Below are 25,935 nucleotides of genomic sequence, written 5' to 3' on the forward strand. Positions count from 1 at the left end.
GCGAGAGACCGAAGTGGCCTGACGTCTGGGGACGTTCGTCTGTACACAACTGGGGAGCTAAGGCCGTACGCCGACAATCGGCGTCCAACTGATCCCAGTGCGGGGGCTGCGCTTCGTTCACGGCGGGACCTCTCTGAAGTCATTGACATGTGGTAGCCCGTGCCCCACCATCCTAGTCATCTGATCGAGTCACTTGACCAAGTTGATCACCCCATGCGAGATCCGGAGCGGCCGATGCGCGGCGCGCGCGATCTCCCGAAGTCGAAAGGACTGGAGGATGACCGAAACCACGACGGTCCCTGCGGTGTCCGGCGCAGAGGCGGCCCTACAGGTCGACGTACGGATCGAGGACGACGCGACTCCCCTCGTTCGGCTGATCGGCCGCACCCTGCGGGATTCCGCCCGCACGGGCCATGCGCTTCCGGCACTCCAGAAGGCGGCCGCCACGGTGGCGATCCGGTCCCACGACACGCCGCAGGCGGCGACGATCACCTTCGGCGGCGGCGTGGTCGCCGTTTCGAGCGGAGTCCCCGCCGAACCCGACGCCGCGATCACCGTCGACCTGAACGCCCGCTTCGCGCCCGCTGAAGCTCTCTCGGGCGACGCCGAGTTCGCTGCGGACGTGCTGTTCGCGCTTTCGCCGCCGGTACCGGGCTGGCAGGCCGCCGCCGAGCACTTCTGGACTGCCGCGCGTTCCGTGCCGGGGATTCCTGACGTGCTCGTCGCGGTCACCGAAGGCCCCGAGGGCCTGGAGCAGGTCGTGCTCGGCGAGGGTACGACGCAGTACCTGATCGCCGGAGCCCCCGAGACGCTCGCCGGCGTGTTCTCCGGAGCCGACGACCTGCTCGCCGTTTTGTCCACGGGTGTGCTCGGGGTTCAGGGCACCCTCTCTCAGCTGTCGGTCATGGTCGGCGCATCCTGGAAGGTTCGTTACGATGTCTGAACTCACCCAGCCGGTCGCGGGAGTTGATGTCCGCGATGCCCGAGCTCGGGCCGTCCGGCTCGAGGCGACGAACCACGACGGCTCGTTCCTCGGCAAGACCGTGGCGCCGAAGAAGTTCGCCTCGGGCGTGAACTCGGGGTTCGCCTTCGCCGACCTCCTGTTCGGGCTCGACCTCGGCAACGCCCCGGCCTTGGGTTTCGCCTTCCCCGACTGGCGCGGGCATCTGGACGACGTCTACTTCCGCCCCGACATGTCGACCCGGGTCGAGTGGGAGCCGGGTCTCGACGCCGTGATCGGCGACTACTGGCTGAAGGACGGCACGCCGGTCCCCATCTGTCCGCGCAACCTCACGCGGAAGATGATCGGCCGCCTCGCCTCGCTCGGCTTCACCGCGACCGTCGCCGTCGAGATCGAGGCGACTGTCTTCGAGGAATCCGTCCACGAGGCGCGCGCACGCGGATACCGCGACCTGACACCGCTGGGCGGGAGTGCGGGTACGGCCTATCACCTCGCGAAGTCGAAGGACTGGAGCGGGTACATGAACGCCGTCGCCGACCGGCTCGACGCGGTCGGCATCGAGTGGGAGGCCTGGAGCGACGAGGACGCCGCCGGTCAGATCGAGATCAACCTGGCGCCCGGCGACCCGATCGCGGTGTGTGACGCCTGGGCGCGGACCCGCCAGATCATGCGCGAGGTCGCGTTCGACCGCGGACACACGGTCACCTTCATGGCCAAGCCCACCGCGGGTTACGGACAGGCTTCGCACATCAATCTGTCTCTCCAGCGCGACGGCGCCAACGCGTTCTACGCGGAGGAGGGACCGTCGGAGACGATGCGCCATGCCATCGGCGGTCTGCTCGCGACGCTCGAGGGCAACTGCTCGATCGTGCTCCCGCAGATCACCTCGTACCGGCGCCTGGTGGATCTCAGCGGCCCGCCGGTCACCGTCAGCTGGGGCATCAGCAACAAGACCACCGCGGTCCGGGCGGTCTGCGGACACCCGTCGTACTCCCGCCTGGAGTACCGGGTCCCGGGCGCGGACGCGAACCTGTACCTCGCGCTGGCCGGCGTGCTGGCCGGTGTGATCGCGGGTCTGGAACGCAAGATCGAACCGCCGGAGCCGGTCACCGACATGGCCTGGTGCATGCCGCCCGGGATCATCACACGCCTGCCGGACACCCTCACGAAGGCCGCCGCCGCGCTCGAAGCGGATCCGATCCTTCGCGACCTCCTCGGTTCCGAATTCGTGGACTACTGGGTCGGATCGCGCCGGTGGGAGTGGATGCAGTTCCACACCGCGGGCGGCGACCCGTTCGCCGAACTCTCCCCGTGGGAGTCCAACCGATACTTCGAACTGCCGTGAGCGGGCAGGGCGATGCGTCGAACGCGGTGCGGCCGCTCATAGGCATCACCGGCCGGCGGTTCCGGCTGGACCTGATCAGGGGTGCGGACCCCCGGTACGGCGATCGCTGCGTCGACAGCTACATGTCCGACTACGGGATCCGGATCGCACGGGCCGGCGGTCTGCCGGTGAATCTCTCGTACGAGACGGATCCGGAGGCGGTCTGTCACTGGCTGGCCGGCGTCGTCATCACCGGCGGGCAGGACCTGCATCCGGCGTGCTGGGGCGGGGACCCGTCCGTGGTCCGCGACGTCGACCCGCGTACGGACCCGATGGTCCACGACTCCGAGCGGGACGCGCACGAGCTCGCACTCGTGCGTGCCGCGCTCGACCGGGGGATCCCGGTGCTCGCCGTGTGCCGGGGCCTGCAGATCCTCAACGTCGCGCTCGGCGGCACGCTCATCGCCGACCTGCCGCCCGGTGAGGTGCAGCATCTGTCGCAGGAGGCCGCGCTCACCGACGGCACGGACGATCACCTCGTGACCTTCGAGCCCGGCTCGATCGTGGCGGGACTGTTCGGAGCGCAGGCCGTCACCAACTCGTGGCACCACCAGGCCGTCGATCGTTGCGGCGCGGGGCTCGTCGTGACGGGCCGGGCGGCCGACGGCGTGGTCGAGGCGGTGGAGCTCCCGGACGCACCGGTTCTGGGTGTCCAGTGGCATCCGGAATGGATGGAGAGCGACGATCCGACGATGACGTGGATCGTCGAGGAATCCGTGAAACGCCTGTGACGAGGGGGATCTGAGTGCGTCCGCTCGTGGCAGGCGGCAGACGCACTCGGGTCCGCCGTCCACCGCCGAGCCTGGCGGACTCGGAGGCGCTCGTGATCAGGCGAGCTTCGCGGCCAGCCACGCATCGAGGACGTCGATGACGATCTCAGCCTGCTGGGCGGCTTGGGCGCGATCGGCGTACGTCAGCCAATTCATGACGAAGCCGTCCGACAGGGCGGCGACGACGTAGCCGATCTGGTCGATCGTCTCGGGCGTGATGTCCTGTTCGGAGGAGGCGCTTTCGAGGATCGAGCGCATGACCTTGAACGCCTCGTTGTAGACGGTCTCGGCCGGACGCTCCTTCTGGCGTTGCGCCCAGCTGATCAGCTCGATGGTCGCGGAGGCGAAATCCGAGGACTCGTCGAGATACCAGTTCGTGAGTCCGCGGAGGATCGCACGCGCCGTCGTGGTCACGTCGCCGTGCACATCGTTCGCGACCAGAACCTCGCGGTACCGCTCCGCCAGTTTCTCGAAGACGGCTGCGAACAGCTGCTCCTTGGACTGGAAGCAGTAGTGCAGCGTCGCCAGCGGAGCGTTGGCCTGCTCGGCGATCCGGCGGGTCGTCGCACCGTCGACGCCGTGGCTCGCGATCACTTGGATGGCGGCGTTCACCAGGTCGTTGCGCCGCTCGGCCGCCGGTACACGTGCCACTTGTGCCCCCTGCAGAAGTTGGACGATCGATCAAGTCAGCGACCAGGCTAACAGCGGACTTCCCCGCATCAGCCCAGGCCGCAGCCCTCGCGGACAAATAGTTGGTCCAATGACTTGATCGGACGACCATGATGAAGCAGCATAAACCTCACCCCTCGCGACGGCCTGCCGCCCTCGCCGATCTCGACCGGAGGGACGACCGATGTCCTCACGTGCAGCCCGGAGCGGATCCGGAAGCTCCCGGTAGAGATTCGGCGAGCCCTCGACCGGTCGTCGGAGGCCTCAAGGAACTGAGGAAAAATGGAACTCAAGAACTTGCTCTTTCTGCTCGCCGACGTCTGGATGATCGCCGCCGGATTCATCTTCGGATGGAGATTCATCCGGAACTACGGGAACTACCTTCTCGGCCTCGAATGGATCATCGTCGCCACCTCCGGGTCGAACTTCCTCGTCTACGCGCTCCTGGGGGCCGACGAGGAGAGCCCCATGTACACCGCGGCGCATTTCCTCGACGCGTTCTCCCGATCGGTCGGCATCACGCTGATTCTCGTCATGGGCCTGATGGGTGTGACGCACCGGTACAAGCCGTCCAAGGCAACCGATGTCGGGGTGTTCGCGTTCGCGGCCGCCGTCGGGCTCGTCCTGCAGCTGTTCGGCGAACAGCTGGGTCTGGGCATGGACATCTTCTACGTCGTCGTCAATGTGCTGACCACTCTGTTCCTGATCTACTTCTCGAAGCGGCTCTGGGCGATCGGCGCGAAAGGAATGGCCATCGGCGCGGGCTTGGCGACCGCTGCCGCATTCGTCATCGCCGCGACGTACGACTTCGTCCCCATCCCAGGCGACGACGAGGCGCACACCCTCTTCTACACCGCCGCGCTGAGCACCTGGGGATTCCAGATGTGCATGTACTACTTCGCCTACCGCACCCTGCACGCCCACAACGAGGCGGCCGATGCGGCGCCGGAGCGGCGCGAACAGAGCCCCATCGCCGGCGCCTGAGCAGCCGCGGTTCAAGGCAGAGAACCAAGGAGAACGTTCCATGCAGAGGAAGCAGCCGTCGCCGTGAAAGAAACACCTCAGCGAGAGGGAACCATGGCCTCGCACCGTCCGCGACCGGCCGTCAGGCCCGAGCAGATGGGGGAGGACCCGTCCACCGCGACGATGACCGGCTTGCTGTCCGAGCGCGCGCGGCGATCGCCGGATCAGGAGTTCCTGCGCTTCGGAGACGAATCCTGGACCTTTGCCGAGATCGACGCCTGGACCTCCAGGCTGGCGCACCGGCTGATCGAGGTCGACGGTGTCCAGGCCGGCGACCGCGTCGCGATCATGCTCCCGAACATCGTGCACTGGCCCGTCGTGTGGCTGTCCGCACTGAAGGCCGGCGCTGTGGCGGTACCGGTCAACTCCTCGTACAAGCGGGCTGATCTCACGTTCCTCCTGCGGGATTCGGGAGCCCGGGTCGTGTTCAGCGACCGCGAGCGGGCAGCTCTCCTGACGGAAGTCGCCGTCGGTGAGAGTGACTTGGCGGACCTGCGCATCGTCGACGTCGCCGCGGACGGCTCCGCGCCGTTCCCGGCGACCGCTCCGAAGGTGCGCCCCACCGCCGAGACCCTGGCGAACCTGCAGTACACGTCGGGCACCACCGGCTTCCCCAAGGCGTGCATGCTCACCCACGACTACTGGGTGCGGCTGGGCTGGACCTGCGCCGCGGTGACCGGCCTCGGGTCCGAGGACGTCCTGCTCACCGCTCAGCCGTTCTCCTACATGGACCCGCAGTGGAACACCGCGCTCGCCCTGACGGTCGGGGCCCCGCTGGTCGTGCTCCCGCGGTTCTCCGCGTCGGGCTTCTTCGCCGACGTCCGCCGCCATCGCGCGACCTTCTTCTACGTGCTCGGGTCCATGCCGACGCTGCTGTTCAAGCAGCCGCCGAGCCTCGACGACCTGGACAACGAGGTGCGCCTGGTGCTCTGCTCGGGCGTGCCGGTCGGGCTCCACGCCCAGCTGGAGCAACGCTGGGGCGCGCCGTGGCGGGAGATCTACGGTATGACCGAGACCGGCGTCGACATGTTCAGTCCCGTCGACGACGTGACTGCCGTGGGGAGCGGGAGCCTGGGGCTTCCGGTGCCGAACAAGCGGGTTCGGGTGGTCGATCCGCAGGGCGCCGATGTGCCCGACGGCGAGCCCGGTGAGCTGATCGTCTCGGGGAAGCCGATGATGCGCGGCTACTGGAACCGTCCGGAGGACACCGCCCGGGTGCTGCGGGACGGCTGGCTGCACACCGGAGACGTCGTCGTCCGCCGGCCTGACAGCGGCATCCAGCTGGTCGGGCGGATCAAGGACATGGTGCGTCGCGGCGGCGAGAACATCGCGAGCGCCGAGGTCGAGGCCGTTCTCGAACGTGACGACGCGGTCGTGGCCAGCGCGGTCGTCGCCGAACCCGACGAGACGTTCGGCGAAGAGGTCAAGGCCTTCGTCCAGCTCGCCGCCGGGATGCCGGCCGACCGCACGACCGCCGCGCGGATCATTGACCGGGCCGGTCGGCAGCTCGCCCGCTTCAAGGTGCCGCGCTACGTCGAGTTCGTCGCCGACTTCCCCCGTACACCGTCCGAGCGCGTGTCCAAGCCGGCGCTCAAGGAGCGCGCCGCGGCCGAGCTCGGCGTCACCTACGACCTAAGCGCCCGGCGCGGGACCACCGTCCCATCCACGGACTTCCTCGGCGTCGACGTCGTCCGCGGTGTGGCGGTGCTGACACTGCGCCGTCCGGAGAAGCTGAACGCCATGGACGTAGCCACTCGGCTGCGGCTGGCGAGCGTCGTCCGGGAATACGGCTCCGGCGAGAACGTGCGCGGGATCGTGCTCACCGGCGAGGGCCGGGCGTTCTCGTCGGGTGAGGACCTCGGGTCCGTGCCGACCTCGCACGCGCAGGTCCGCGCGGCGTTCGAGAGCTTCCACGACATCACCCGAGCCATCGTGGAGACGCAGGTTCCCGTCATCGCGGCGGTGAACGGTCTTGCGGTGGGGGGCGCCTCGGAGATCACCCTCTGCTGCGACGCGCGGATCGGAACCTCGGCGACGGAGTACTACCAGCCGGAGAACGGCCGAGGCATCACGATCTCGAACGCGTCGAGCCTGCTGCTGACCCGCCTCGTCCGGAACCACGCGATGCGCATGGTCCTCGGTTCGCCGCGGATCGGCGCCGAGGAGGCCGTGCGGATCGGTCTCCTGGACGAGATCGTCGCGCCGGACGAACTGGTCGACCGGGCCGTCGACTTGGTCGTCGAGTGGACGCCGGAGAGCAACACGACGGCCCTTCACCTCGCGCTCCTGCGCCCGCAGCCCGACGAGATCGAGCAGGCCTTCGCCCGTGAGGAAGTCGCCGCGCAGAAAGCCTGGGAGAGCGGGGTGTTCAGCGCCGGCATCAAGGGCTTCTGGGCCGCGAAGGGCGCCGGCGAATAGCTCCGGGACGGGGGGCGACATCGCACTTTTACGAAACGAACGACAGAGGAGACTTGGACGTGATCGACACAGAGGCCGCGGTGCTCACCGCGGTGAACGAACCGCTCGAGATGACTGCGATCCAGGTGGACGACCCCGCGCCCGACGAGGTGCGCGTCGCAGTCGTGAACGTGGGGCTGTGCCACAGCGACCTGCACTACATGACCGGAACGGTGCCGACCGAACTGCCGGTGGTGGTGGGCCACGAGGTGGCCGGCGTGGTCGAGGCGATCGGTTCCGCGGTGACCGGGCTGCGCCCGGGCGACCGCGTGGTCGGGGCGCTGACGCCGTCGTGCGGCCGGTGCGTCAACTGCGAGGCCGGCCGGTCGACGCAGTGCCGGAGCGTCGAGGAGATCCGGCGTCGCCCGCGGCCCGCTTTCCAGCTGGCGAACGGGCAGCCGGTCGAGCGGCTCGGCGCCATCGGCGCGTTCTCGCGGCACACCCTCATGCGGGAGAACGCGCTGGTGAAGCTGGACGACGAGGTGCCGCTGCACGTGGGGTGTCTCCTGGCGTGCTGTGTCATCACCGGCGTGGGCGCCGTCTTCCGCGGCGCCCGGGTGCGTCCGGGAAGCACGGTCGCGGTGATCGGCTGCGGCGGCGTCGGATCGGCCATCATCCAAGGAGCCAGGCTCGCGGGGGCCTCGGCCATCGTCGCGATCGACCTGGACGAGGCGCGACTGAAAGCGGCGCGCGGCTACGGCGCGACCCACGTCGTGAACGGAGGCGCCGAAGACGTCGCCGCGGAGGTGCGGAACCTGCTGGGCGACGGGGTCGACTACTCGTTCGAGGCCGTCGGCTCGGCGCGCACCGCGGCCACGGCGCTGTCGGTGCTGCGGGCGACCGGCACCGCGTGCCTGGTGGGCATCGCCCCGGCAGGCACCGAGCTCACACTGCCCGCGTCGGACTTCTTCTTCGGCGAGAAGCGCCTCATCGGCTCGTACATGGGCTCCGGTCAGGTGCGCCAGGACATCACCCAGCTCGCACGCCTGTACCGGCAGGGGCGGCTGCTGCTCGACGAGATGGTCACGCAGGTCATCCCGTTCGGCGAGATCAACGAGGGCTTCAAGGCGATGCGCAGCGGTGACGTGACCCGCATCGTCGTCGACCTGAAGGCCTGATGAACACGGACGCGGAGATGACTCACATGTCGAGCAGCGAGACGGCCGTTCCCCGGCCGGTGAACTACATCGCGGACGCCTGGAGCGACTGCGAGACGGTCCAAGACGAATGGAACGTCGACCCCAACACCCGCCGACCGGTGCACCCCATGGTCACGACCGGACCCGGGGACGTCGAACGGGCATTGCGGTACGCGGAGCGCGTGTACAGCGTCGGCCGGTGGGACGACGAGGCCCGTCGAGAGCGCGCGGACATGCTGGAACGCGTCGCCGTGCTCATCGAGAGCCGAGCGGAGGACATCGCCCGCACGGATTCCCTGACCAGCGGCGTGCCGATCGGCGTCACGCGGAAGGTGGCCGCCTTCCTGCCCGCCAGGATCCGGGCGACGGCAGCGGAACTGCTGAGCATCCCCCGCGTGCGAGCGCTGGCGGCGGACGGCCGTGACGTCCGCCTGTACAAGGTCCCGTGGGGACCGGCCGCGATCCTCACCCCGTGGAACGGCCCGAGTTTCATCCCCGCGGCCAAGGTCGTGAGCGCGGTCGCGGCGGGGTGCCCGGTGATTCTGAAGCCGTCGGAGCACGCTCCGGGCAGCGCCCAGATCATCGTCGAGTGCTTCGTCGAAGCCGGACTGCCCGCCGGCGCCCTGCAGCTCGTGCACGGCCGCGGCGAGGTGGGTGCCGCGCTGACCGGTGACCCGCGCATCAAGATCGTTTCATTCACCGGCGGTCCGGTCGCCGGCCGTGCGATCGCCCGCGCCGCCGCGGAGGATTTCAAGGTCCTTCAGCTGGAGCTCGGCGGCAACAACCCCGCGCTCGTCCTGGACGACGCCGACGTCGAGGTCGCCGCCGACGGCATCATCGAGGGAATGACCAAACTGAACGGTCAATGGTGTGAGGGACCGGGCAAGGTGCTCGCCCACAGGAGCCTGGTGGAGCCGCTGCTCGAAGCGCTGACCGAGCGCATCGCCAAGGTCGTGGTCGGTCACTCGCTCGATGAGAGCGTCGAGCTCGGCCCGATTTCGAACGCACCGCACTTCGCGACGCTGGAGAGCCGGATCGAAGGACTGCGCGCCCTGGGAGCCACGGTCCACCAGCCGGCCAGGCTGCCGGATCTCGACGGATTCTTCCTCTCGCCGACCGTCGCCGCCGGGGCCGACCCGGCGAAGGCCACCGCGGAGCTGTTCGGTCCCGTCGTGTCCCTGCACGCCGTCGATTCCGACGAGGAGGCGCTGCGTATCGCGAACTCCAGCCCCTCGGGACTCGACGCCTACGTCTTCGGTGGCGACACCGAGCGAGCGATCGAGGTCGGCTCGCGGGTGCTGTCCGGCGAGGTACGCGTCAACGGCGCGAAGGTCGCGGACCTCGGCGACGATTCCGCGCAGAGCTTCTGGGGGCCGGCCGGCATCGGCGGTCACGGCCCGGCCGAGTCGGTGCGCGTGTTCTGCGGCGACCGGGTGGTCGGCGTCGACTCGCCGGACCTTCCGTTGTGAAACGCGTCGCCCGATGACCGAACCCATCGCCGCTGGAGAACCCCCATGCTGAACCTCTCGATCCTCCTCGAAGACTCCGCCCGCACGTACCCGGACCGGGACGCACTCGTACTCGGCTCGAACCGGCTGACCTACCGCCAGGTTGACGCGGCGGCGAACCAGGTCGCCAACCTGCTGGTGTCCCGCGGTATCCAGCCCGGCGACAAGGTCGCACTGAGCTGCCCCAATCTCCCCTACCTCCCCATCGTCTACTACGGCGTCCTCAAGGCCGGGGCGGTCGTGGTGCCTCTCAACGTCCTGCTCAAGGGCCGCGAGATCGCGTACCACCTGGACGACGCGGACGTCTCGGCTTACTTCTGCTTCGAAGGAACTCCGGAGCTCGCCATGGCCGCGGAGGGCCATGCCGGATACCGCGAGGTCAAGACGGTGGAGCACTTCTTCGTCATCACCGCCGACCCGGAAGCTCCCAGTCCGATCTCCGGTACCGAGACACTCGGTCAGGCACTCGCCGGCATGAGCACCGTGTTCGAGTCGGTGGTCAGAGAGCCGACCGACACCGCGGTCATCCTGTACACGTCGGGAACGACCGGCCAGCCCAAGGGCGCCGAACTCTCCCACGCCAACACGATGATGAACGTGATGGCCAACAACCGGCTGTTCCGCAGCGAACCGGCCGCCGACAGCCAGTTGGTGTGCCTTCCGCTGTTCCACACCTTCGGCGCGACGGTGCAGATGCACGCGGGGTTCTCGGTCGCCGCGACCTTGCACCTCGTGCCGCGCTTCGCCGCCCGTGAGGTGGTCGAGCTGATGAACCGCGAGGTCATCACGTTCTTCGCCGGTGTTCCGACCATGTGGTGGGGACTGCTCAACGCCCTCACCGACGACATCGACGTCCACCGGATCGCCGCGCACCTGAGGATCGGGATCTCAGGCGGGGCGGCCCTGCCGGTCGAGATCATCAGCCAGGTCAAGCAGCGCCTCGGCATCACCGTGCTCGAAGGGTACGGGCTGTCCGAGACGTCACCCGTCGCCACGTTCAGCGACCCCCGGCTCGAAACCCGACCGGGCTCGATCGGCGTCCCGATCTGGGGTGTGGAGCTGAAGCTGATCCGGCCGGACTGGACAGAGGTCACCGAGGCCGGGGAGGTCGGCGAGATCGCGATCAGGGGCCACAACGTCATGAAGGGCTACTACAACCGCCCGAAGGCGACGGCCGAGGTGATCCGCGACGGATGGTTCCGCACCGGAGACCTCGCACGACGCGACGAGGACGGTTTCTACTACATCGTCGACCGCGTGAAGGACCTCATCATCCGCGGCGGTTTCAACGTCTACCCCCGCGAGATCGAGGAGGTACTGCTCACCCATCCCGCGGTGAGCCTGGCGGCGGTCATCGGCGTCCCGCACGACAGCCACGGCGAAGAGATCAAGGCTTTCGTGATCCTCGAGAAGGACGCCGCCGTCACCGCCGAGGAGCTCGTCGCCTGGGGCAAGGAGCAGATGGCCTCCTACAAGTACCCCCGCATCGTCGAGCTCGTGTCGAGCCTGCCGATGACCGGCACCGGAAAGATTCTCAAGCGCGAGCTGGCTTGAGGCCGAGCAGAGCCGGAACGACACCCCCTGCTGCGTACGACGCGAAACGAGGAACAGTGAGATGCGGACGGACAACGTCGAGTACACCACCTTCAGCGGGTGGGTCGACCCACCCCGCGATGTCCAGCCCGCCCTGCGAGAAGACGTCACCTGTGAGGTCGCGGTCGTGGGCGGCGGCTTGGCGGGCATGTCGACGGCGCTGCGGCTGGCCGAGCGCGGCCGGGACGTGGTGCTGCTGGAGGCCGAGTTCTGCGGCCACGGCTCCGCCTCGCGCAACGCCGGGCAGGTGGCAGGCGCCCCGGGGGGCGACATCCAGCTCCTGAGCATGCTCTACCCCAAGAGGTTTCCCGGCATCGTCCAGTTCGCCGAGAACGCCGCGCACTTCGTGGAGCAGCTGATCGAACGACTGGACCTCGACTGCGACTACGAGCCGACGGGCAACGTCTGTGCTGCCGTGTCCCGGGGGCAGATGGGTCGCGTGCGTCGCGTGACGAAGCTCCTGCGGAAGGCCGGCGCGAAGGTCGAGCTGGGCACGAGCGCGGAGCTCGGGATCCCCCGCGGATTCCTCGGCGGTATGCGCGAGTCCGTCGGCGGGATGATGAACCCCGGCGAGTTCAGCCTGGGCATCCGCCGCGCCGTCCTCTCGTCGAGCGCCCGGGTCTTCGAGCAGACGCGCGTCACCGACGTCACGCGGAACGGCGATCATGTCATCGTCAGGACACCCGGAGGCGAGGTGCGCGCGAACAAGATCGTGCTCGCGACGAACGCCTTCGGCGGCGAGCTGGCCATCGCTCCGAAGCGACTCTCCGTGCCGATCTGGGTCACCGAGGTGGAGACCGAGCCGATCGATCCCGCGCGCCTGGCCGCGCTGGGGTGGACCAGCCGGTCGGGGGTGGTGACCCAGCACAACGTCATGGAGAACTACCGGCTGACCTCACGCAACACCATCGTGTTCGGCGTCCGTCGGCTCCAGCGGGGGAAGAACCACCCGCTTCCCCTGAGGAAGCCGGACGAGGCTGTCGTCGCCGATCTCGCACGCGCCTTCGAAGGGCGCTTCCCCGCGCTCGCCGACGTCGCGGCCGCGCGAGCCTGGGGCGGATGGGTCGCGATCACCTCGTCGTGGCTTCCGCTCGCCGGCAAGATCGGCGACAGCGTCTTCTACTCGGTCGCCTGCGTCGGCCACGGCTTGGCCCAGGCGCCGTACGTCGGTTCCCTCATCGCCGACCTGATCGTGGACGGGGAACAGCACGAGGACTTGAAGGCGCTCTGGGTGAAGAAGCCCAGGTTCCCTCGTCCTTTGATGATGGGCGCTCTGGGGCTGCGGACCATCTGGACCGTCGACCGTTTCAACGACCTGATCAACGGAAGCCGGCGGAACGCCCGACGCGGCGCGGCTCCGGTGAACTGATCAGGGTTGCAGGCGGCGTACCTTGACGTTCCGGAGACCGCAGTAGGTCACCCCACCGGTACAGGACCGAAGTAGACGTGCCCCGCACGCATCGGCTGGTGTCGTTCGCTGCCAAATCCGCCACCGCCGGGCCAGCCGCTCGATCGGATAGAAGTTCTCTTGAGGCTGCCCCGTCAAAACGCCGGGGGCGATGGTCATTCTCGTGGCCCCCGCGGCGTTGATTTTATCGAAATCGATTCGAGTTTTGTTAACTGGCTGCCGGCTCGCCCGGCCGCGAGGCAGCGAACCTGGAAACGGTGCAGAACGATGACGAACAGGCAGAAGGAGTCGCGAGTCATGGCCGCAATGGAACGTGTAGACGAGGAGACCGACGTCGTGGTCGTCGGCGCGGGAATGTCGGGTCTCATGGCGGCCACAACCGTCGCAGGCAAGGCCGACGTCGTGGTGCTCGAGGCGGAGGATCGGCCGGGCGGACGCGTCGAGACGGTCCGGAATGGCGACTACTGGATCAACGTCGGGACCCAGTTCACGGAGGGGACCGGGCCGTTGATCGACGCTCTCAACCAGCACGGTATCGAGATGGGATCGCTGGCCGACACGAGCGTGGGGCTGGTCCTCAACGGGGTCCTGGTCGACACGTCCAACATGTTTGCCCTCATGTTCCGCACGCGGATGAGTTTCATGGACCGGGTCGGCATGGCGATGGTCGGTGCCCGTATCCTCTCAGCCGTCCCGTTCCTGGAGTCTGACAGCCGGCTGGCGAAAAGGGTGCGAGCCTACCTCGACAGGCGTCTCGCATCCGACCTCCTGCGCGGTGTTCGCTCCGATCTGACTCGGGCCGTGGTCCGGTCCTGGTCGGGCCAGTGGATGGGGTGCGAGCCAGCAGAGACGGCGGCGACCCAGCTTGTGGTGTCGATCGGACTTGCCCTCGCGGACCCGGCGAAGGTGCCGAACTTCGCCCTGCCGGTCGGCGGCAATCAGACCTTGACCGACATCCTTGCCAAGGACCTCGGCGAACGCCTTCGGCTCAAGTCGACCGTCCGGTCCGTGGAGAAGAGCGGAGACGGGGTCGTCGTGAACTACGTCGACGCGGGCCGCCCGGTGAGGATGCGCGCGAAACGCGCCATCGTCACGGTTCCCAGCGACGTCGCGCTGCAGATCCTTCCGGAACTTCCGCAGACGCACCGTAACGCGTTCGACGACATTCGCTACGGCCGGTACGTGATTGTCGGCTTCTTCACCGAAGAGGAGGGGCCTCAGCCTTGGGACGGACTCCTCGGCGTTTCCACGCCGCAGCTCTCCTTCCAAGCGATGTTCAACCACGCTGCCGCCATGCGCAAAGCCGACCCGCGCAAGCCGGGCGGTGCGCTGGCATGCTTCGCGGGTGGTGCGTCGGCCGACGCCTTGTTCGAGCTCTCCGACGAAGAGATCGTCGCTCGGTTCTCCAAGGACTTGCTCTCGGTCTACCCCCAGCTCGAAGGGAAACTCGGGGACGGGATCGTGCGACGCCACCATCGCGTGGTGCCGTTCTGGGCGCCCCGGGGACGCGAGTCGTTGCCGACGCTGCGCAACCCCCTCGGACCGATCTACCTGGCCGGCGATTATCAGCTCGACATGCCGTCGCTCGCTGACGCAGCGACCTCGGGCGAGAACGCGGCAAAGGCGGTTCTCTCGAGCCTGGAACGCTGACCCGGAATCTCGCCATGGCCGTGGTACAGAAAAGCCGGGGCCGGCCCGCGCCGTCGGCCCCCTGGGCGGGGCCGGCGACCGCCTCGCCCTCCCAGCCGGTCGGCGCGACGAACTCGGCGGGCCGGCCACCAAGACAAGCGCCGAAATACGGCAAGGGCATGTGGAGTGCTCGGGGCTGATCCAACCGGCGTACCGGTCATGACACCGATCCGGGTCACGGAGGTTCCGTCGGCGGCATGAGCGATACCGAAGTCCAGGACTCGGGGGCCGGCCGGTGTGAGGATGACGTTTTGCGGTTTCACATCCCGATGGACGACGCCGGCGATGTGGATGGCGGCGAGTGCCTGGGCGGTGCCGGTGGCCAAGGCGTACAGGGTGCCGCCGTGAGCGCTCCGTGGGTGGCGAGATGCTGGTCGAGGGTGACTCCGGGCGCGTAGGCGGTTGCCAGCCACGGGGTCTCGGCATCCGGGTCTGCTGCGAGGAGGGGTATGAGGCATACGGCCCGTGCACGCGGGAGGAGAGCTGGACCTCTCGGCGAAAGCGGGCACGGAACTCAGGGTCCTCGGCCTGCGCAGAGTGGATCACCTTCACCGCGGCACGGAGGCCGTCAGGGTCGAGACTGGCGTGGACGGTGCCCATGCCGCCCGAGCCGAGACGGCCGATGATCCGGTAGGCACCGACCCGCTTCGGGTCACCGGAGCGGGCAGGCTGTACCCGCCCTTCTACGCGAGCGATGCTCACAGGGTGTTCGTTCCTCTTCTGCGATGGAGCGCCATGAGACTGGACACACACCCGTGAATGGAGCCCCCCAGCCCAGGAACGGGATGGTATCGGCAGACTGCCGTAATAAGTGGGGCAGTTCCCAGCTTCGTTGTCGCTAGGACGCATCACAGAGAGGCACGGGGCTGAGCGAGGGCATGAGGTGGGGACCAGTTGGGGACCACACGGTGTGCCCGTTGCTGCACGACGGGCCGTCATGTGCACTGCCTGCGCCCGGATTAAGGACTCTATATCCAGAAGTGGTCCAGGCGGAGCCCGTCCAGTTCCTCGGCCTGATGCTGCTCAGCCGTGACTGACGCAGCGGTGACCGTCACTGCCAGCAGCGGCGCGTCGGCCGCGGAAGAAGGCATAGGCGCGGTCCCAGGCGGGCAGGGCGCGCCATCTGCAGACGGCCCTCCGCCTCGGCCCTCCAATCAGGCCGGCACCGGCAGCCGAACGGCATGTCCCTCGCCGTGGGTCATGTCCGACGGTACCCGCGTCGGACGGTCGGCATGTTGCCGTAGGCGTGCGCGAGACGTTCATACGGGGAGGAAGCCGAGTTGGGCTCCGTCGACCCTTACGCGTAGAACTGCAACGACGGGCCTCCAGATGGAGGCGAGAAGGGTCCTACTGGTAAACGGTCCTGATAGGGGTGCTCACCGTGGTGCTTGCCTCGTCTGCCCGATAGGCGGCGGTCCAGAGTGCTCGGCTTTGGTTCGGGTCTCCGTACACACTTCCACCCTGTTCGCAAGTGTAGTTGAGGCGCTGGCCCACCAGCGCGTCAGTTGCGCCTGAGGCGAATCGGCAGATATCGCCGTTGACGAGCTCGAGGAGCAAGGGTGTCGGGACCGGGCCGCCCGGAATATGGAAGTTGTTTCCGGGAAGCGATTCCGTGAGCGTCAGGCGCAGCATGCGATTCGGGTCGGCCTCCATGCACAGAAGCATCGGGTGTTCCGGGCCTGCGTCGGGAGCGAAGCACGGGTCGAGGACGGTGCTGTCGTCGGTGCAGCGCCAGGCGTCGGTGCGCTGCGTCTTGCTGGAGCTGCTCCAACACGACCCGACGGCCTCCATCGTGATGACAATGTCCTTGGCTGGCATGCCGCCAATGGCCCAGGGGGCAATGGTGCGGACTTCCGTCCGTGTCAGCCCCGGCGCGGAGGTTGTCGGTGCACTGCCGGACTCGCCCGCATGGGCGGTGCTGGATTCTTTGGCACTGTTCGAGGGCTGAGGGCTCCCGGATCGCTTGTCGCTCTGGGCCTGAGGGGCTGATGTGGCCGAACCGGCCAACGGCTTCTTCGGTGAGGCATCGTGCGGGACGAGAGTGAGGAGCACGCCGCCGAGGGAGCCTACGGCTGCGGCGGCCGCGATGAGCGCCCCGCGGCGCAGCCAGACTCTGCGCCTCCCCAGGGGGTGCTGGGGAGTTGCGCTCCAAGAAGGGTCCTCGACGGTAGGTATGCGCCACAGCGTGGACATCAGGTCGTGGACCGCTGTGGGCTGCTCCGGGCCGCGGGAAGTACCTGGGTCACCGCGCGGCCGAGCAGATCGGAGGTGACGTCCGCCAGATCAGCAGCGGTGAGGCGCTGTCCCGGGTCCTTGGCAAGACACGACGTGACCACTTCCCGGAGCTCCTGCGGAACGCCTTCGAGGTCGGGCGGCTGGAGCAGCACGCGGTAGGCCACCACGTCCGGCGTGCCAGTCCCGAACGCGGGTCGACCGCTGGCGGCGTACGCGATGAGGGAGCCCCAGGCGAAGACGTCTCCTGAGGAGACCGTTGTGCCGTCACGGTACTGCTCCGGGCTGATCCAGCCCGGAGTGCCGGTCGTGATGCCCGTCCGGGTCACCGCGGTTCCGTCCGCGACATGGGCGATGCCGAAGTCGAGCACGCGGGGACCCTGCGGCGAAAGGATCACATTGGCCGGCTTCAGGTCGCGATGGACCACACCCGCGGTATGTACGGCAGCGAGTGCGGCCGCCGTCCCCGCCGCGAACAGGTTCAGCTGGACACCGGACAGCGGGCCGTACATGGCCAGATGCTGATGCAGGGTGGGGCCGGGTACGTACTCGGTGACCAGCCACGGGATGCCGGCGGCCGGGTCGGCGTCGACGAAGGGAACCAAGTACGGCCCTGAGACCCGCCGGAGCACCCCCACCTCACGATGGAAACGTGCACGGAACTGCGGATCGGCGGCGAGCTGCTGGTGCACCATCTTGAGCGCGACCCTGCGCGCGTGGCCGTCCACGGCGGCGTATACGGTACCCATTCCACCCGAACCGAGCCGGCCCACGAGCCTGTACGAGGCGATCTGCGGTGGGTCGCTGGGCAGAAGCGGGCTGATCACAGAAGTCAAGGCTGATCCCCAACGATTGAGCATGGTGACAGATGTGCGGTACGGCGCCTCAACGCTATCGGGCAGCCGGCCTGCCCGCCTCGCCCTCGGTCGACTTGGTTGTGTGACAGGGCCGCATGACGGGATGCGGTAAGAGGGAGTGGGTCATGGACACAATGACAAGAATGGGAAGAGCTGGTCGGGACCGGCCTCGAGTTCTGCTCGGTCGTGCCCGATTGAACGGGGCGACTCGTACATGGAGCTCAACGCGACGCTCATCACGCGGATGAGAGCCTTGGATTCGACTTCTCCCGAGCGACGAGCGCCCGTCTTCCAGGACTCGCCCGGCCGGGTCCAGGTCCGCGCCGCCGTGACGATAGACCCTCCCATCACGTATTTCACACAGCGGTGCGGCCTGCGGAAGGCACGCACGCGGCGTAATGGATCCTCGGCTGGTTGCGGCGCCGATAATGCTCACCTGCTGGCGGCTACGGAACCGTTCCCTGACTCCGTAGCTCCCATTAGACTGCGGCGTGTCTGGTGGAGAGTGTCCGCAAGGCCGGGCAGCCTGGGGTGATATCGGTGGCAAGGGCTGATGCCTGCGTGCGTGAATTCTTCCAGCGCAGGCCATCTGTGCCTTTATTGACAGTTTGGAACGTTCTCAATGTATAGCGCGTGGTTCTGACGAAAGGCGTTGGTCACGTTGATTGAATCCTCTGGTGCAGCAGGCTTACCAATTGGCCGCAAGCCCGACGGGTAACCTTTCTCCCATGAGGCGCCTTGGGTATCGACAAACTGGACAGATACCGTCTTGCTGGTCGTCAGATCGTATTGCTCCAGGTAGCCTTCCATGCTCTGTGCGTTGGCAACTAGGGGTTCGATCCGCTCCTGCCTGCAGGCCGAGATGCGATCGAAGTACAGATAATGCATTTGCTCTTTGAAGTGCACGAAGATTTTATCAATTGCTGCCTGGCTGCGATTCTCAACGACAAGCCTTATCGCCTTCCCCTCCGCGTCGTGGTCGAAGTAGTATTCCACCCATTGAGCCTGCGCCTTCCGGTGTTCTTCGTTGGCCTGTTCTTGTGCGTCCCTGGCGCGATCTTCGGCTTTATTTGCCAACTGGGCCGTGAATATGGAAGTCCCAAGCGCGACGATCGCTACCGTTACGCCGGCCCAGGCTGCCCAAACCGAAGGGTCTCGCAGTTTACTGGCGGTCGGCCCAGATTCCCCGGCGTCGAGTTCCTCGGAGTTCACACCTTCAAGCATCACGTAGCTGTCGGCTGTGTCAACGCGGAACGTCCATTTCGGGTGGGGAGACTCGTTGATTCCCAGTCTGTTCATCCTCGAATCTTCTTTTGCGTGGTTGCCTCTCGTCGGCCAATCCACCGGTGGCGCAGCCGGTCGAGCGTACGACGTCAAGCAACAGGGGCGAAAGGTCGGATTATGGCGTTTTGCGCATTTTGACGCCTCGGAGGACCGTGTCGGATGAGGTGGTCGTCACTTCGTTTTGCACTTTGTTGCAAAAGGGCCCTCCGAGGGTCTAGAACTGTCCCGACGACCCGCCCCGAGGAGGCGCCGAATGAGCCCGTACCCGCACCTGCTGAGCCCGCTCGACCTGGGGTTCACCACGCTGCCCAACCGCGTGCTCATGGGGTCCATGCACGTCGGGCTGGAGGAGGCCGAGCGCGGCTTCGAGCGGATGGCCGCCTTCTACGCCGAGCGCGCCCGCGGCGGCGTCGGGCTCATCGTCACCGGCGGCATCGCCCCCAACGAGGAGGGGCGGCCGTACGAGGGCGGCGCCAAGCTGACCACCGAGGCTGAGGCCGAGAAGCACCGGACCGTGACCGACGCGGTGCACCGCGAGGGCGGCAGGATCGCGATGCAGATCCTGCACTTCGGGCGGTACGCCTACCACGAGAACCTGGTCGCCCCCAGCGCCGTCCAGGCGCCCATCAGTCCGTACGTCCCGAACGCGCTCACCGACGCCGAGGTCGAGCAGACCGTCGAGGACTTCGTCCGCGCGGCCGGGCTGGCGAAGCTGGCCGGCTACGACGGCGTCGAGATCATGGGCTCCGAGGGATACCTGATCAACGAGTTCATCGCGAGCGCCACCAATCACCGCGAGGACCGGTGGGGCGGCTCGTACGAGAACCGCATCCGCTTCCCCCTGGAGATCGTCCGGCGCGTCCGCGAACACGTGGGCCCGGACTTCATCCTCATCTACCGGCTGTCCATGCTCGACCTGGTCCCCGGCGGCTCCTCGCTCGACGAGGTGATCGCTCTCGCCCGCCGGATCGAGGCGGCCGGCGCGACGCTCATCAACACCGGCATCGGCTGGCACGAGGCGCGCATCCCGACCATCGCGACCTCCGTGCCGCGCGGCGCGTACACCTGGGTCACCAAGAAGCTCATGGGCTCGGTGTCCATCCCGCTGATCACCAGCAACCGGATCAACACCCCCGAGGTCGCCGAGCAGTTGCTCGCCGAGGGCCGCGCCGACATGGTGTCGATGGCCCGCCCCTTCCTCGCGGATCCCGACTTCGTCGCCAAGGCCCGGGACGGCCGCGCCGAGGCCATCAACACCTGCATCGGCTGCAACCAGGCCTGCCTGGACCACACCTTCAGCGGGAAGCTCACCTCCTGCCTGGTCAACCCCCGCGCCTGCCACGAGACCGAGCTCGTACTCTCCCCGACCCGGCACCGCAAGCGCATCGGCGTCGTCGGCGCCGGACCCGCCGGGCTCGCCTTCGCCGTGTCGGCCGCCGAACGCGGCCACACGGTCACCCTGTTCGACGCCGCGGACGACATCGGCGGGCAGCTGAACATCGCCAAGCGCGTCCCGGGCAAGGAGGAGTTCGACGAGACCCTGCGCTACTTCCGTACGCAGCTCGCGGCGCACGGTGTGGACGTACGGCTCAACACCCGGGCCACCGCGGCGGACCTCACGGCCGACGGATACGACGACGTGGTGATCGCCACCGGTGTCACCCCCCGCACCCCCGACATCCCGGGCGTCGACCACCCCAGCGTCGTCAGCTACCTCGACGTCCTGCGCGACGGCGCGCCGGTCGGGGAGCGGGTCGCGATCCTCGGCGCGGGCGGCATCGGCTTCGACGTCGCCGAGTACCTCACCGACGGCGGCGACGCGGCGAGCCTGGACCCGGACACGTACTTCCGGCAGTGGGGCGTCGACACCGACTACCGCAGCCCGGGCGGCCTGCGCGCGCCCGAGCGTCCCAAGCCGCCCCGGACCGTGCATCTTCTCCAGCGCAAGACCAGCAAGGTCGGCGCCGGACTGGGCAAGACGACGGGCTGGATCCACCGGACCGAACTCAAGCACCGAGGCGTCACCATGGTGGCCGGCGCGACCTACGACCGGATCGACGACGCGGGACTGCACCTCACCGTCGACGGCGTCTCCTCGGTGCTGCCGGTCGACACGGTCGTCCTGTGCACCGGACAGGAGCCGCGGCGCGCGCTGTACGAGGAGCTGACGGCGGCCGGCGCCTCCGTCCACCTCATCGGCGGCGCGGACGTGGCCGCCGAGCTGGACGCCAAGCGGGCCATCAAGCAGGGCACGGAACTCGCCGCCGCCCTCTGAGACGCCGCCTGAGACGCCGCCCTCTGACGCAGGGGGAGTTGTAGGGGGCCGCCCGGACCGCCACAATCTCCCTGTGACGCTGACCCTCATCGAGGCAGACAAGATTCTGGCGGACAACTTCGCGCCGTGGGTGCTCGACCTCGGGCTGTCCGTGGTCGAGACCGGCGACCGGCACGCCGTGCTGCGGCTGCCCTGGTCGGACCGGCTGGCCCGCGACGGCGGCGGCCTGTCCGGACAGGCGCTGATGGCGGCCGCGGACACGGCGACGGTGATCGCCGTGGCCTCGGCCCGCGGCGGCTACGGGCCGATGATCACCGTGCAGCAGTCGACGAGCTTCCAGCGCGCGGTGCTCGGGGCGGATGTACTGGTCGACGCGCGCATCACCAAACTCGGCCGCCGGCTCGCGTTCGCCGACATCACCATGACGGCCGAGGGAGCGGAGGAGGCCGCCGCCCGCGCGTCGACCGTGTACGCGCTGCTGGGGTGACACCGGGGCTGACCCCGGGGCCGGGGCTCCGGGCTCAGGCGATGGACGCCGAGACGATGGCGGACACCGCGAGGTTGCAGGACGCCGTGACCCACACCGCCGGGTGCGGCTCCCGCTCGACCAGCGTGGCGCCCAGCTTGCCCGGCGTCACCAGGTCCACCACCAGGAACGCCACCGCCATCATCACCAGGCCCAGCAGGCCGAACGCGGCCGTGGACACCAGGCCCTTGGCGAAGTCCTCGTACGTCGTCCAGATCGACGTGAACACGATGCCGCCGATGCCGAGCAGCGCCGAGCTGAGCAGCACGGCGGCATTGCGGTTGCGCTCCTCCCATATCTGCCGGCCCAGCTTTCCGGGCGTCAGCAGATCCACCAGCACGATGCCGAGGATCAGCAGCACCACGCCGAGAGCACCGTAGGCGGTGGCGCGGCCAAGTCCGTTGACGATGTCGCTCATCCAAATCTCCTTGCGTGGAAACCCCCAGCTTCAGCCGGGTGAGGAAACGCATCCTTGGCCCCGGGGGCGCGGAGCCTGAGCGTTGTTGCGTACGTGCTCTGACGGTTTGACTTCTCACCAACTAGTCCATAGTTTGTGAGACGTGAAGACCGAGCATATGAAGCGGGCGTTCAAGTACCGCTTCCGCCCGAACGATGCGCAGGCAGCCGAGCTGTCGCGCACGTTCGGGTGTGTGCGGAAGGTCTACAACATGGCGTTGGATGCCCGTACGCGGGCGTGGTTCCAGCGCCACGAACGGGTGAACTACAACGCGACCTCCTCGATGCTGACGGAGTGGAAGAAGACGCCGGAGCTGGCGTTCCTGTCCGAGGTGTCGTCGGTGCCGTTGCAGCAGACACTGCGGCATCTGCAAGGAGCGTTCTCGAACTTCTTCGAGGGCCGGGCGAGGTACCCCCGTTTCAAGTTGAAGAAGAGGACGCGCCGTTCGGCGGAGTACACCCGCTCCGCGTTCAAGTTCCGGAACGGCCATCTGACGCTGGCGAAGATGGCGGAGCCGCTGGACATCGTTTGGTCCCGCCCCCTTCCTGAGGGCGCCGAGCCGTCCACGGTCACCGTGTCGCAGGACAGCGCCGGGCGCTGGTTCGTGTCGTTGCTGTGTGAAGACGCGAGCATCAAGCCGCTCCCGGCGGTTGACGCGGCGGTCGGGATCGACGCGGGAATCACAAGCCTCGTCACGCTCTCCACCGGGGAGAAGGTCACCAACCCCCGACACGAACGCCGCGACCGCGCCCGCCTGGTCAAGGCTCAGCGGACACTGTCCCACAAGGCCCCCGGCGCCGGTGCGAACCGGGCCAAGGCCCGCCGGAAGGTCGCCCGTGTCCATGCCCGGATCGCTGACCGCCGCCGTGACTTCCTGCACAAGCTGACTACCCGACTCGTTCGTGAAAACCAAACGATCGTGATCGAGGACCTGACCGTGCGCAACATGGTCAAGAACGGCAAGCTGGCTCGCGCTGTCTCTGATGCTGCGTGGACCGACATGCGGATGATGCTGGAATACAAAGCCGCCTGGTACGGACGCGAGCTGATCACCATCGACCGGTGGTTCCCCAGTTCGAAACTGTGCTCCGCGTGCGGCACCATCAGAGAAACCCTGCCGCTGAACACGCGCGAATGGCGGTGCGACTGCGGCACCCTGCACGACCGCGACGTGAACGCGGCACGCAACATTCTGGCCGCCGGGCTGGCGGTGACAGTCTGTGGAGACGGTGTAAGACCTCAACGGAGCACTCCTGAAAGGCAGCGGTCAGCGAAGCAGAAAGCCCGAACCGCGAGGGAAGGAATCCACGCTCTCTAGGGGGTGGAGGATGTCAATGAGAAGCCTGTCTCCCCGCCGCCGCTGCGGCGCATGAAGGTGATCGTTGCCAGTGGGGAACGCAAAGTTATCGCACGGAAGTACGGCGACAGGGGTGGGAGGGGCGCCGATGCTGAGGGCCTGAGCGGCGCGGGCGGAGGAGGCGGAGCAGCTGGCCGAGCTCGTGCCCCGGTCCGAGGCGCAATTGGGGGTACGACGAGCGCTTTATGGCGGCCTGCCGGGACGAGCTGCGGATCCGTGCCGGAGGAGATCGCAGGGCGCCGGATCGGTGGCGGGCCGCGAACTGCCCCGCTTCGAGGTTGCGTTGCCCGTGCGCGCCGGGTCGGGACAGGCGTGGACCGGGGACTCGCCCGGACGTTCGCGGATCCGGGTCAGCCTCCGTCCGCCGGGCCCGGACGCTGCCGTGTCGCGTACACGGCGACGATCGCCGCGGCGATCATCAGCGGGACGTTGAAGACGTGGACCAGAGCGGCCTGGTGCGACCAGTCGTCCTTCGCGGCCAGCCGGTGGAAGTTGTCCTGCGGCCACCAGGAGACCAGCAGATACACGAGGGCCAGATGCGCGGCCCGCGTCAGCCCCCGCGGTCTGCCGGCTTCGCGCATCCGCGAATGTCCGGTGAACAGGAACATCACGCCCGCCCCGAAGGCCAGGCACTCCACGAGGTACAGCACCCGGAAGAACCCCGACCACTGACCGGGCACGGCGGACAGGTCGGTCGACCCGGGCCAGATCGGGTCCGTGAACATCAGCGCGAGGAACGCCACGATGATCATGCCGCAGCCGGCCGGCAGCCCGACCCGGACGACGTCGTCGCTCAGCAGCGCCCTGTAGGCCCTACCGACCCCGGCCACCCCGCCGCCGGCCGTCCCCGCGGGCTGCGGCAGCGCGCCCCGGTCCTCCTGCCCGGCCCGGTTGCGGGGCAGCGACCGCAGCCGTACGACGGTCCGCGGTATCTCCTCGTCGGGCACCTGGCCGGTCAGATATGCCCGGATCCCGGCGGCGTCCGGTACGTCCGCGCCCGACGGCACCACGTACGCGACCAGCCGCGGCGTACGCGCCCGGCCGTCCGCCGCGGTGACCAGACACGCGCCGATCCGGGGATGGTCGCGCAGCACGGACTCGACGCGGTACGGATCGAAGGACCGGCGCCCGATCGTGACCCGGTGCCGGGCCCGGCCCCGGTACTCCAGCAGCCCGTCCTCGCGCAGCCGCCCGAAGTCGCCGGTGAGGACGGCGTCACCGCCGTCCGGCGGAGTCAGCCGTATCTCGCCGACGCCCTCGCCGCTGCCGCTGCCGTCGCCGTCCGTCTCCACCCGGCATCCGGGGAACGGCGTGCCGAGCAGTGAGACCCGGCCCGGGTGCTCGGCCGGCGCGGACAGTTGCGAGAGCTCGAACCAGGTGCCGCAGCCGGCGGCCTCCGTGACTCCGTAGACGTTGAGCAGCCGGGCCCCCGGCCGGAGCCTGCCGCGCAGCTCCTCCAGTTCGTCGAGGTGGAGCCGGTCGCCGGTGACGGTCAGCAGCCGCAGCGACGACAGGGCCGGGTCGGGTCCCGCCGTACGCCGCAGCAGCCGGACCGCGCCGGCCGGGTCGGTGTCCACGACGGTGACCGACTCGGCGGAGATCAGCCGGTGCGCCTCCCCGGAACGCCGCTCGGGCAGCACCAGCGCGCCCCCGGAGCCCAGCGCCCGTATCCAGCCGCCGGTGAACACGGTGGCATCGGGCCGGGCGGTGACCAGGTGCCGGTCCTGCGGAGTCAGCCGGTAGACCTCGGCCCATCCGTCGTACGCCGCCAGCAGCCGCGCATGACCGACCGGCACGGCGCGCGGGCTCTCGGCCGCGGTGAAGAGGACCACGGCCGTGGCGCCCGGCGGTACGTCGAGCGGTTCGGCCGGCCGGGCGGCGATCGCCTGCGCCTCGGAGTCCAGGCAGATCGTCCGACGGCCGTCGCCGTGGTCCGGCCGGGCCCGCCGGCCGTCGTCCGTGATCACCGCGTACGGGTCTGCCTGCGCCAGCTGCTGACGTACCGCCAGGGGCGCACTCCGCGCGTCGACGACCGTGTACGCCCCGCCCGCCTTGAGTACGGCGAGGACGGCGACCAGGACGTCGGGCATCCGGTCCGTCTCCACGGCCACGGTCCGGCCGGCCGGCAGCCCGGCTTCCCGGAGGTGGTGTGCCAGCCGGTTCGCCTGGAGATCGAGTTCCCGGTAGCTCAGGTGCGTGTCCCCGGTGACCACGGCCTGGGCATCGGGAGTTTCGCGGACCCATCGATCGAAGAGGTGGATGATGGCCTCAGGGGTGCGCGGGCCGGGGTCTGCGGACTCGGATTCCTGCAACATCCCCAGATGATGGCAGCGGGGGCGGTAGCAG

General features: G+C 68.4%; 20 protein-coding genes and 1 pseudogene. 13 read left to right on the forward strand and 8 right to left on the reverse strand.

All coding sequences use genetic code 11. The features are described from left to right. The first annotated feature begins 277 nt into the window (after positions 1–277). From ACWV17_RS11800 to ACWV17_RS11810, 3 genes are read left to right on the forward strand one after another with little or no spacing between them, the layout of a single operon-like run. On the forward strand, positions 278–943 hold the full coding sequence (locus ACWV17_RS11800; protein WP_455359605.1) for a hypothetical protein: 666 nt from the start codon (positions 278–280) through the stop codon (positions 941–943). Further along, positions 936–2,306 (forward strand): glutamine synthetase family protein, encoded by a 1,371-nt coding sequence (locus ACWV17_RS11805; protein ID WP_455359606.1) that lies wholly within the window; start codon positions 936–938, stop codon positions 2,304–2,306. Before ACWV17_RS11800 ends, ACWV17_RS11805 begins: the two co-directional genes overlap by 8 nt. Next, a complete protein-coding gene (locus ACWV17_RS11810; RefSeq protein WP_455359607.1) occupies positions 2,303–3,076 on the forward strand; it encodes a gamma-glutamyl-gamma-aminobutyrate hydrolase family protein in 774 nt (257 codons plus the stop codon). Before ACWV17_RS11805 ends, ACWV17_RS11810 begins: the two co-directional genes overlap by 4 nt. Before the next feature lie 96 nt (positions 3,077–3,172). Here the strand turns inward: ACWV17_RS11810 and ACWV17_RS11815 are convergent, their stop codons facing one another. Further along, the gene (locus ACWV17_RS11815; RefSeq protein WP_455359608.1) at positions 3,173–3,766 is read right to left on the reverse strand and encodes a TetR/AcrR family transcriptional regulator; all 594 of its coding nucleotides are present in this window, start codon (positions 3,764–3,766) and stop codon (positions 3,173–3,175) included. 300 nt (positions 3,767–4,066) lie between these two features. Here ACWV17_RS11815 and ACWV17_RS11820 point away from each other — a divergent pair, with 300 nt between their 5' ends. The 7 genes from ACWV17_RS11820 to ACWV17_RS11850 all read left to right on the forward strand — a co-directional run bounded on the left by ACWV17_RS11820 (position 4,067) and on the right by ACWV17_RS11850 (position 14,562). Beyond that, on the forward strand, positions 4,067–4,768 hold the full coding sequence (locus ACWV17_RS11820; RefSeq protein ID WP_455359609.1) for a transporter: 702 nt from the start codon (positions 4,067–4,069) through the stop codon (positions 4,766–4,768). A 93-nt stretch (positions 4,769–4,861) separates the two neighbouring features. Next, on the forward strand, positions 4,862–7,225 hold the full coding sequence (locus ACWV17_RS11825; protein ID WP_455359610.1) for an AMP-binding protein: 2,364 nt from the start codon (positions 4,862–4,864) through the stop codon (positions 7,223–7,225). 59 nt (positions 7,226–7,284) lie between these two features. Next, complete coding sequence (locus tag ACWV17_RS11830; RefSeq protein ID WP_455359611.1) at positions 7,285–8,382, forward strand: Zn-dependent alcohol dehydrogenase; 1,098 nt, start codon at positions 7,285–7,287, stop codon at positions 8,380–8,382. A 26-nt stretch (positions 8,383–8,408) separates the two neighbouring features. After that, a complete protein-coding gene (locus tag ACWV17_RS11835) occupies positions 8,409–9,872 on the forward strand; it encodes an aldehyde dehydrogenase family protein (protein ID WP_455359612.1) in 1,464 nt (487 codons plus the stop codon). Positions 9,873–9,917: 45 nt separating this feature from the next. Beyond that, a complete protein-coding gene (locus tag ACWV17_RS11840) occupies positions 9,918–11,465 on the forward strand; it encodes a long-chain-fatty-acid--CoA ligase (protein ID WP_455359613.1) in 1,548 nt (515 codons plus the stop codon). Between the two features lie 61 nt (positions 11,466–11,526). Beyond that, positions 11,527–12,873 (forward strand): NAD(P)/FAD-dependent oxidoreductase, encoded by a 1,347-nt coding sequence (locus ACWV17_RS11845; protein ID WP_455359614.1) that lies wholly within the window; start codon positions 11,527–11,529, stop codon positions 12,871–12,873. Between the two features lie 336 nt (positions 12,874–13,209). Then, positions 13,210–14,562 (forward strand): flavin monoamine oxidase family protein, encoded by a 1,353-nt coding sequence (locus tag ACWV17_RS11850; protein WP_455359615.1) that lies wholly within the window; start codon positions 13,210–13,212, stop codon positions 14,560–14,562. A gap of 165 nt (positions 14,563–14,727) precedes the next feature. Here the strand turns inward: ACWV17_RS11850 and ACWV17_RS11855 are convergent. From ACWV17_RS11855 to ACWV17_RS11875, 5 genes and pseudogenes are all read right to left on the reverse strand, one after another. Next, positions 14,728–15,228 (reverse strand): annotated as a pseudogene (locus ACWV17_RS11855) (serine/threonine-protein kinase); the annotation flags it as partial. Positions 15,229–15,569: 341 nt separating this feature from the next. Continuing rightward, positions 15,570–15,692 (reverse strand): hypothetical protein, encoded by a 123-nt coding sequence (locus ACWV17_RS11860; RefSeq protein ID WP_455359616.1) that lies wholly within the window; start codon positions 15,690–15,692, stop codon positions 15,570–15,572. A 256-nt stretch (positions 15,693–15,948) separates the two neighbouring features. Beyond that, complete coding sequence (locus tag ACWV17_RS11865; RefSeq protein ID WP_455359617.1) at positions 15,949–16,653, reverse strand: hypothetical protein; 705 nt, start codon at positions 16,651–16,653, stop codon at positions 15,949–15,951. Positions 16,654–16,793: 140 nt separating this feature from the next. Then, the gene (locus tag ACWV17_RS11870) at positions 16,794–17,693 is read right to left on the reverse strand and encodes a serine/threonine-protein kinase (RefSeq protein ID WP_455359618.1); all 900 of its coding nucleotides are present in this window, start codon (positions 17,691–17,693) and stop codon (positions 16,794–16,796) included. Between the two features lie 594 nt (positions 17,694–18,287). Continuing rightward, a complete protein-coding gene (locus ACWV17_RS11875) occupies positions 18,288–18,989 on the reverse strand; it encodes a hypothetical protein (protein WP_455359619.1) in 702 nt (233 codons plus the stop codon). Positions 18,990–19,227: 238 nt separating this feature from the next. Here ACWV17_RS11875 and ACWV17_RS11880 point away from each other — a divergent pair, with 238 nt between their 5' ends. Then, positions 19,228–21,249, forward strand: a complete 2,022-nt coding sequence (locus ACWV17_RS11880; protein WP_455359620.1) for an oxidoreductase — start codon at positions 19,228–19,230, stop codon at positions 21,247–21,249. A gap of 73 nt (positions 21,250–21,322) precedes the next feature. After that, the gene (locus tag ACWV17_RS11885) at positions 21,323–21,736 is read left to right on the forward strand and encodes a PaaI family thioesterase (RefSeq protein ID WP_455359621.1); all 414 of its coding nucleotides are present in this window, start codon (positions 21,323–21,325) and stop codon (positions 21,734–21,736) included. A gap of 34 nt (positions 21,737–21,770) precedes the next feature. Here ACWV17_RS11885 and ACWV17_RS11890 read toward each other — a convergent pair whose 3' ends face one another. Then, entirely contained in the window at positions 21,771–22,193 is a 423-nt protein-coding gene (locus tag ACWV17_RS11890) for a DUF350 domain-containing protein (RefSeq protein WP_455359622.1), read from the reverse strand. Between the two features lie 157 nt (positions 22,194–22,350). Between ACWV17_RS11890 and ACWV17_RS11895 the strand changes: the two genes are divergently transcribed. Continuing rightward, complete coding sequence (locus ACWV17_RS11895) at positions 22,351–23,550, forward strand: RNA-guided endonuclease InsQ/TnpB family protein (RefSeq protein ID WP_455359751.1); 1,200 nt, start codon at positions 22,351–22,353, stop codon at positions 23,548–23,550. A 389-nt stretch (positions 23,551–23,939) separates the two neighbouring features. Here ACWV17_RS11895 and ACWV17_RS11900 read toward each other — a convergent pair whose 3' ends face one another. Next, complete coding sequence (locus ACWV17_RS11900) at positions 23,940–25,904, reverse strand: AMP-binding protein (RefSeq protein WP_455359623.1); 1,965 nt, start codon at positions 25,902–25,904, stop codon at positions 23,940–23,942. Positions 25,905–25,935: the final 31 nt, after the last annotated feature.

The organism is Streptomyces mabaensis (genome assembly GCF_053763515.1).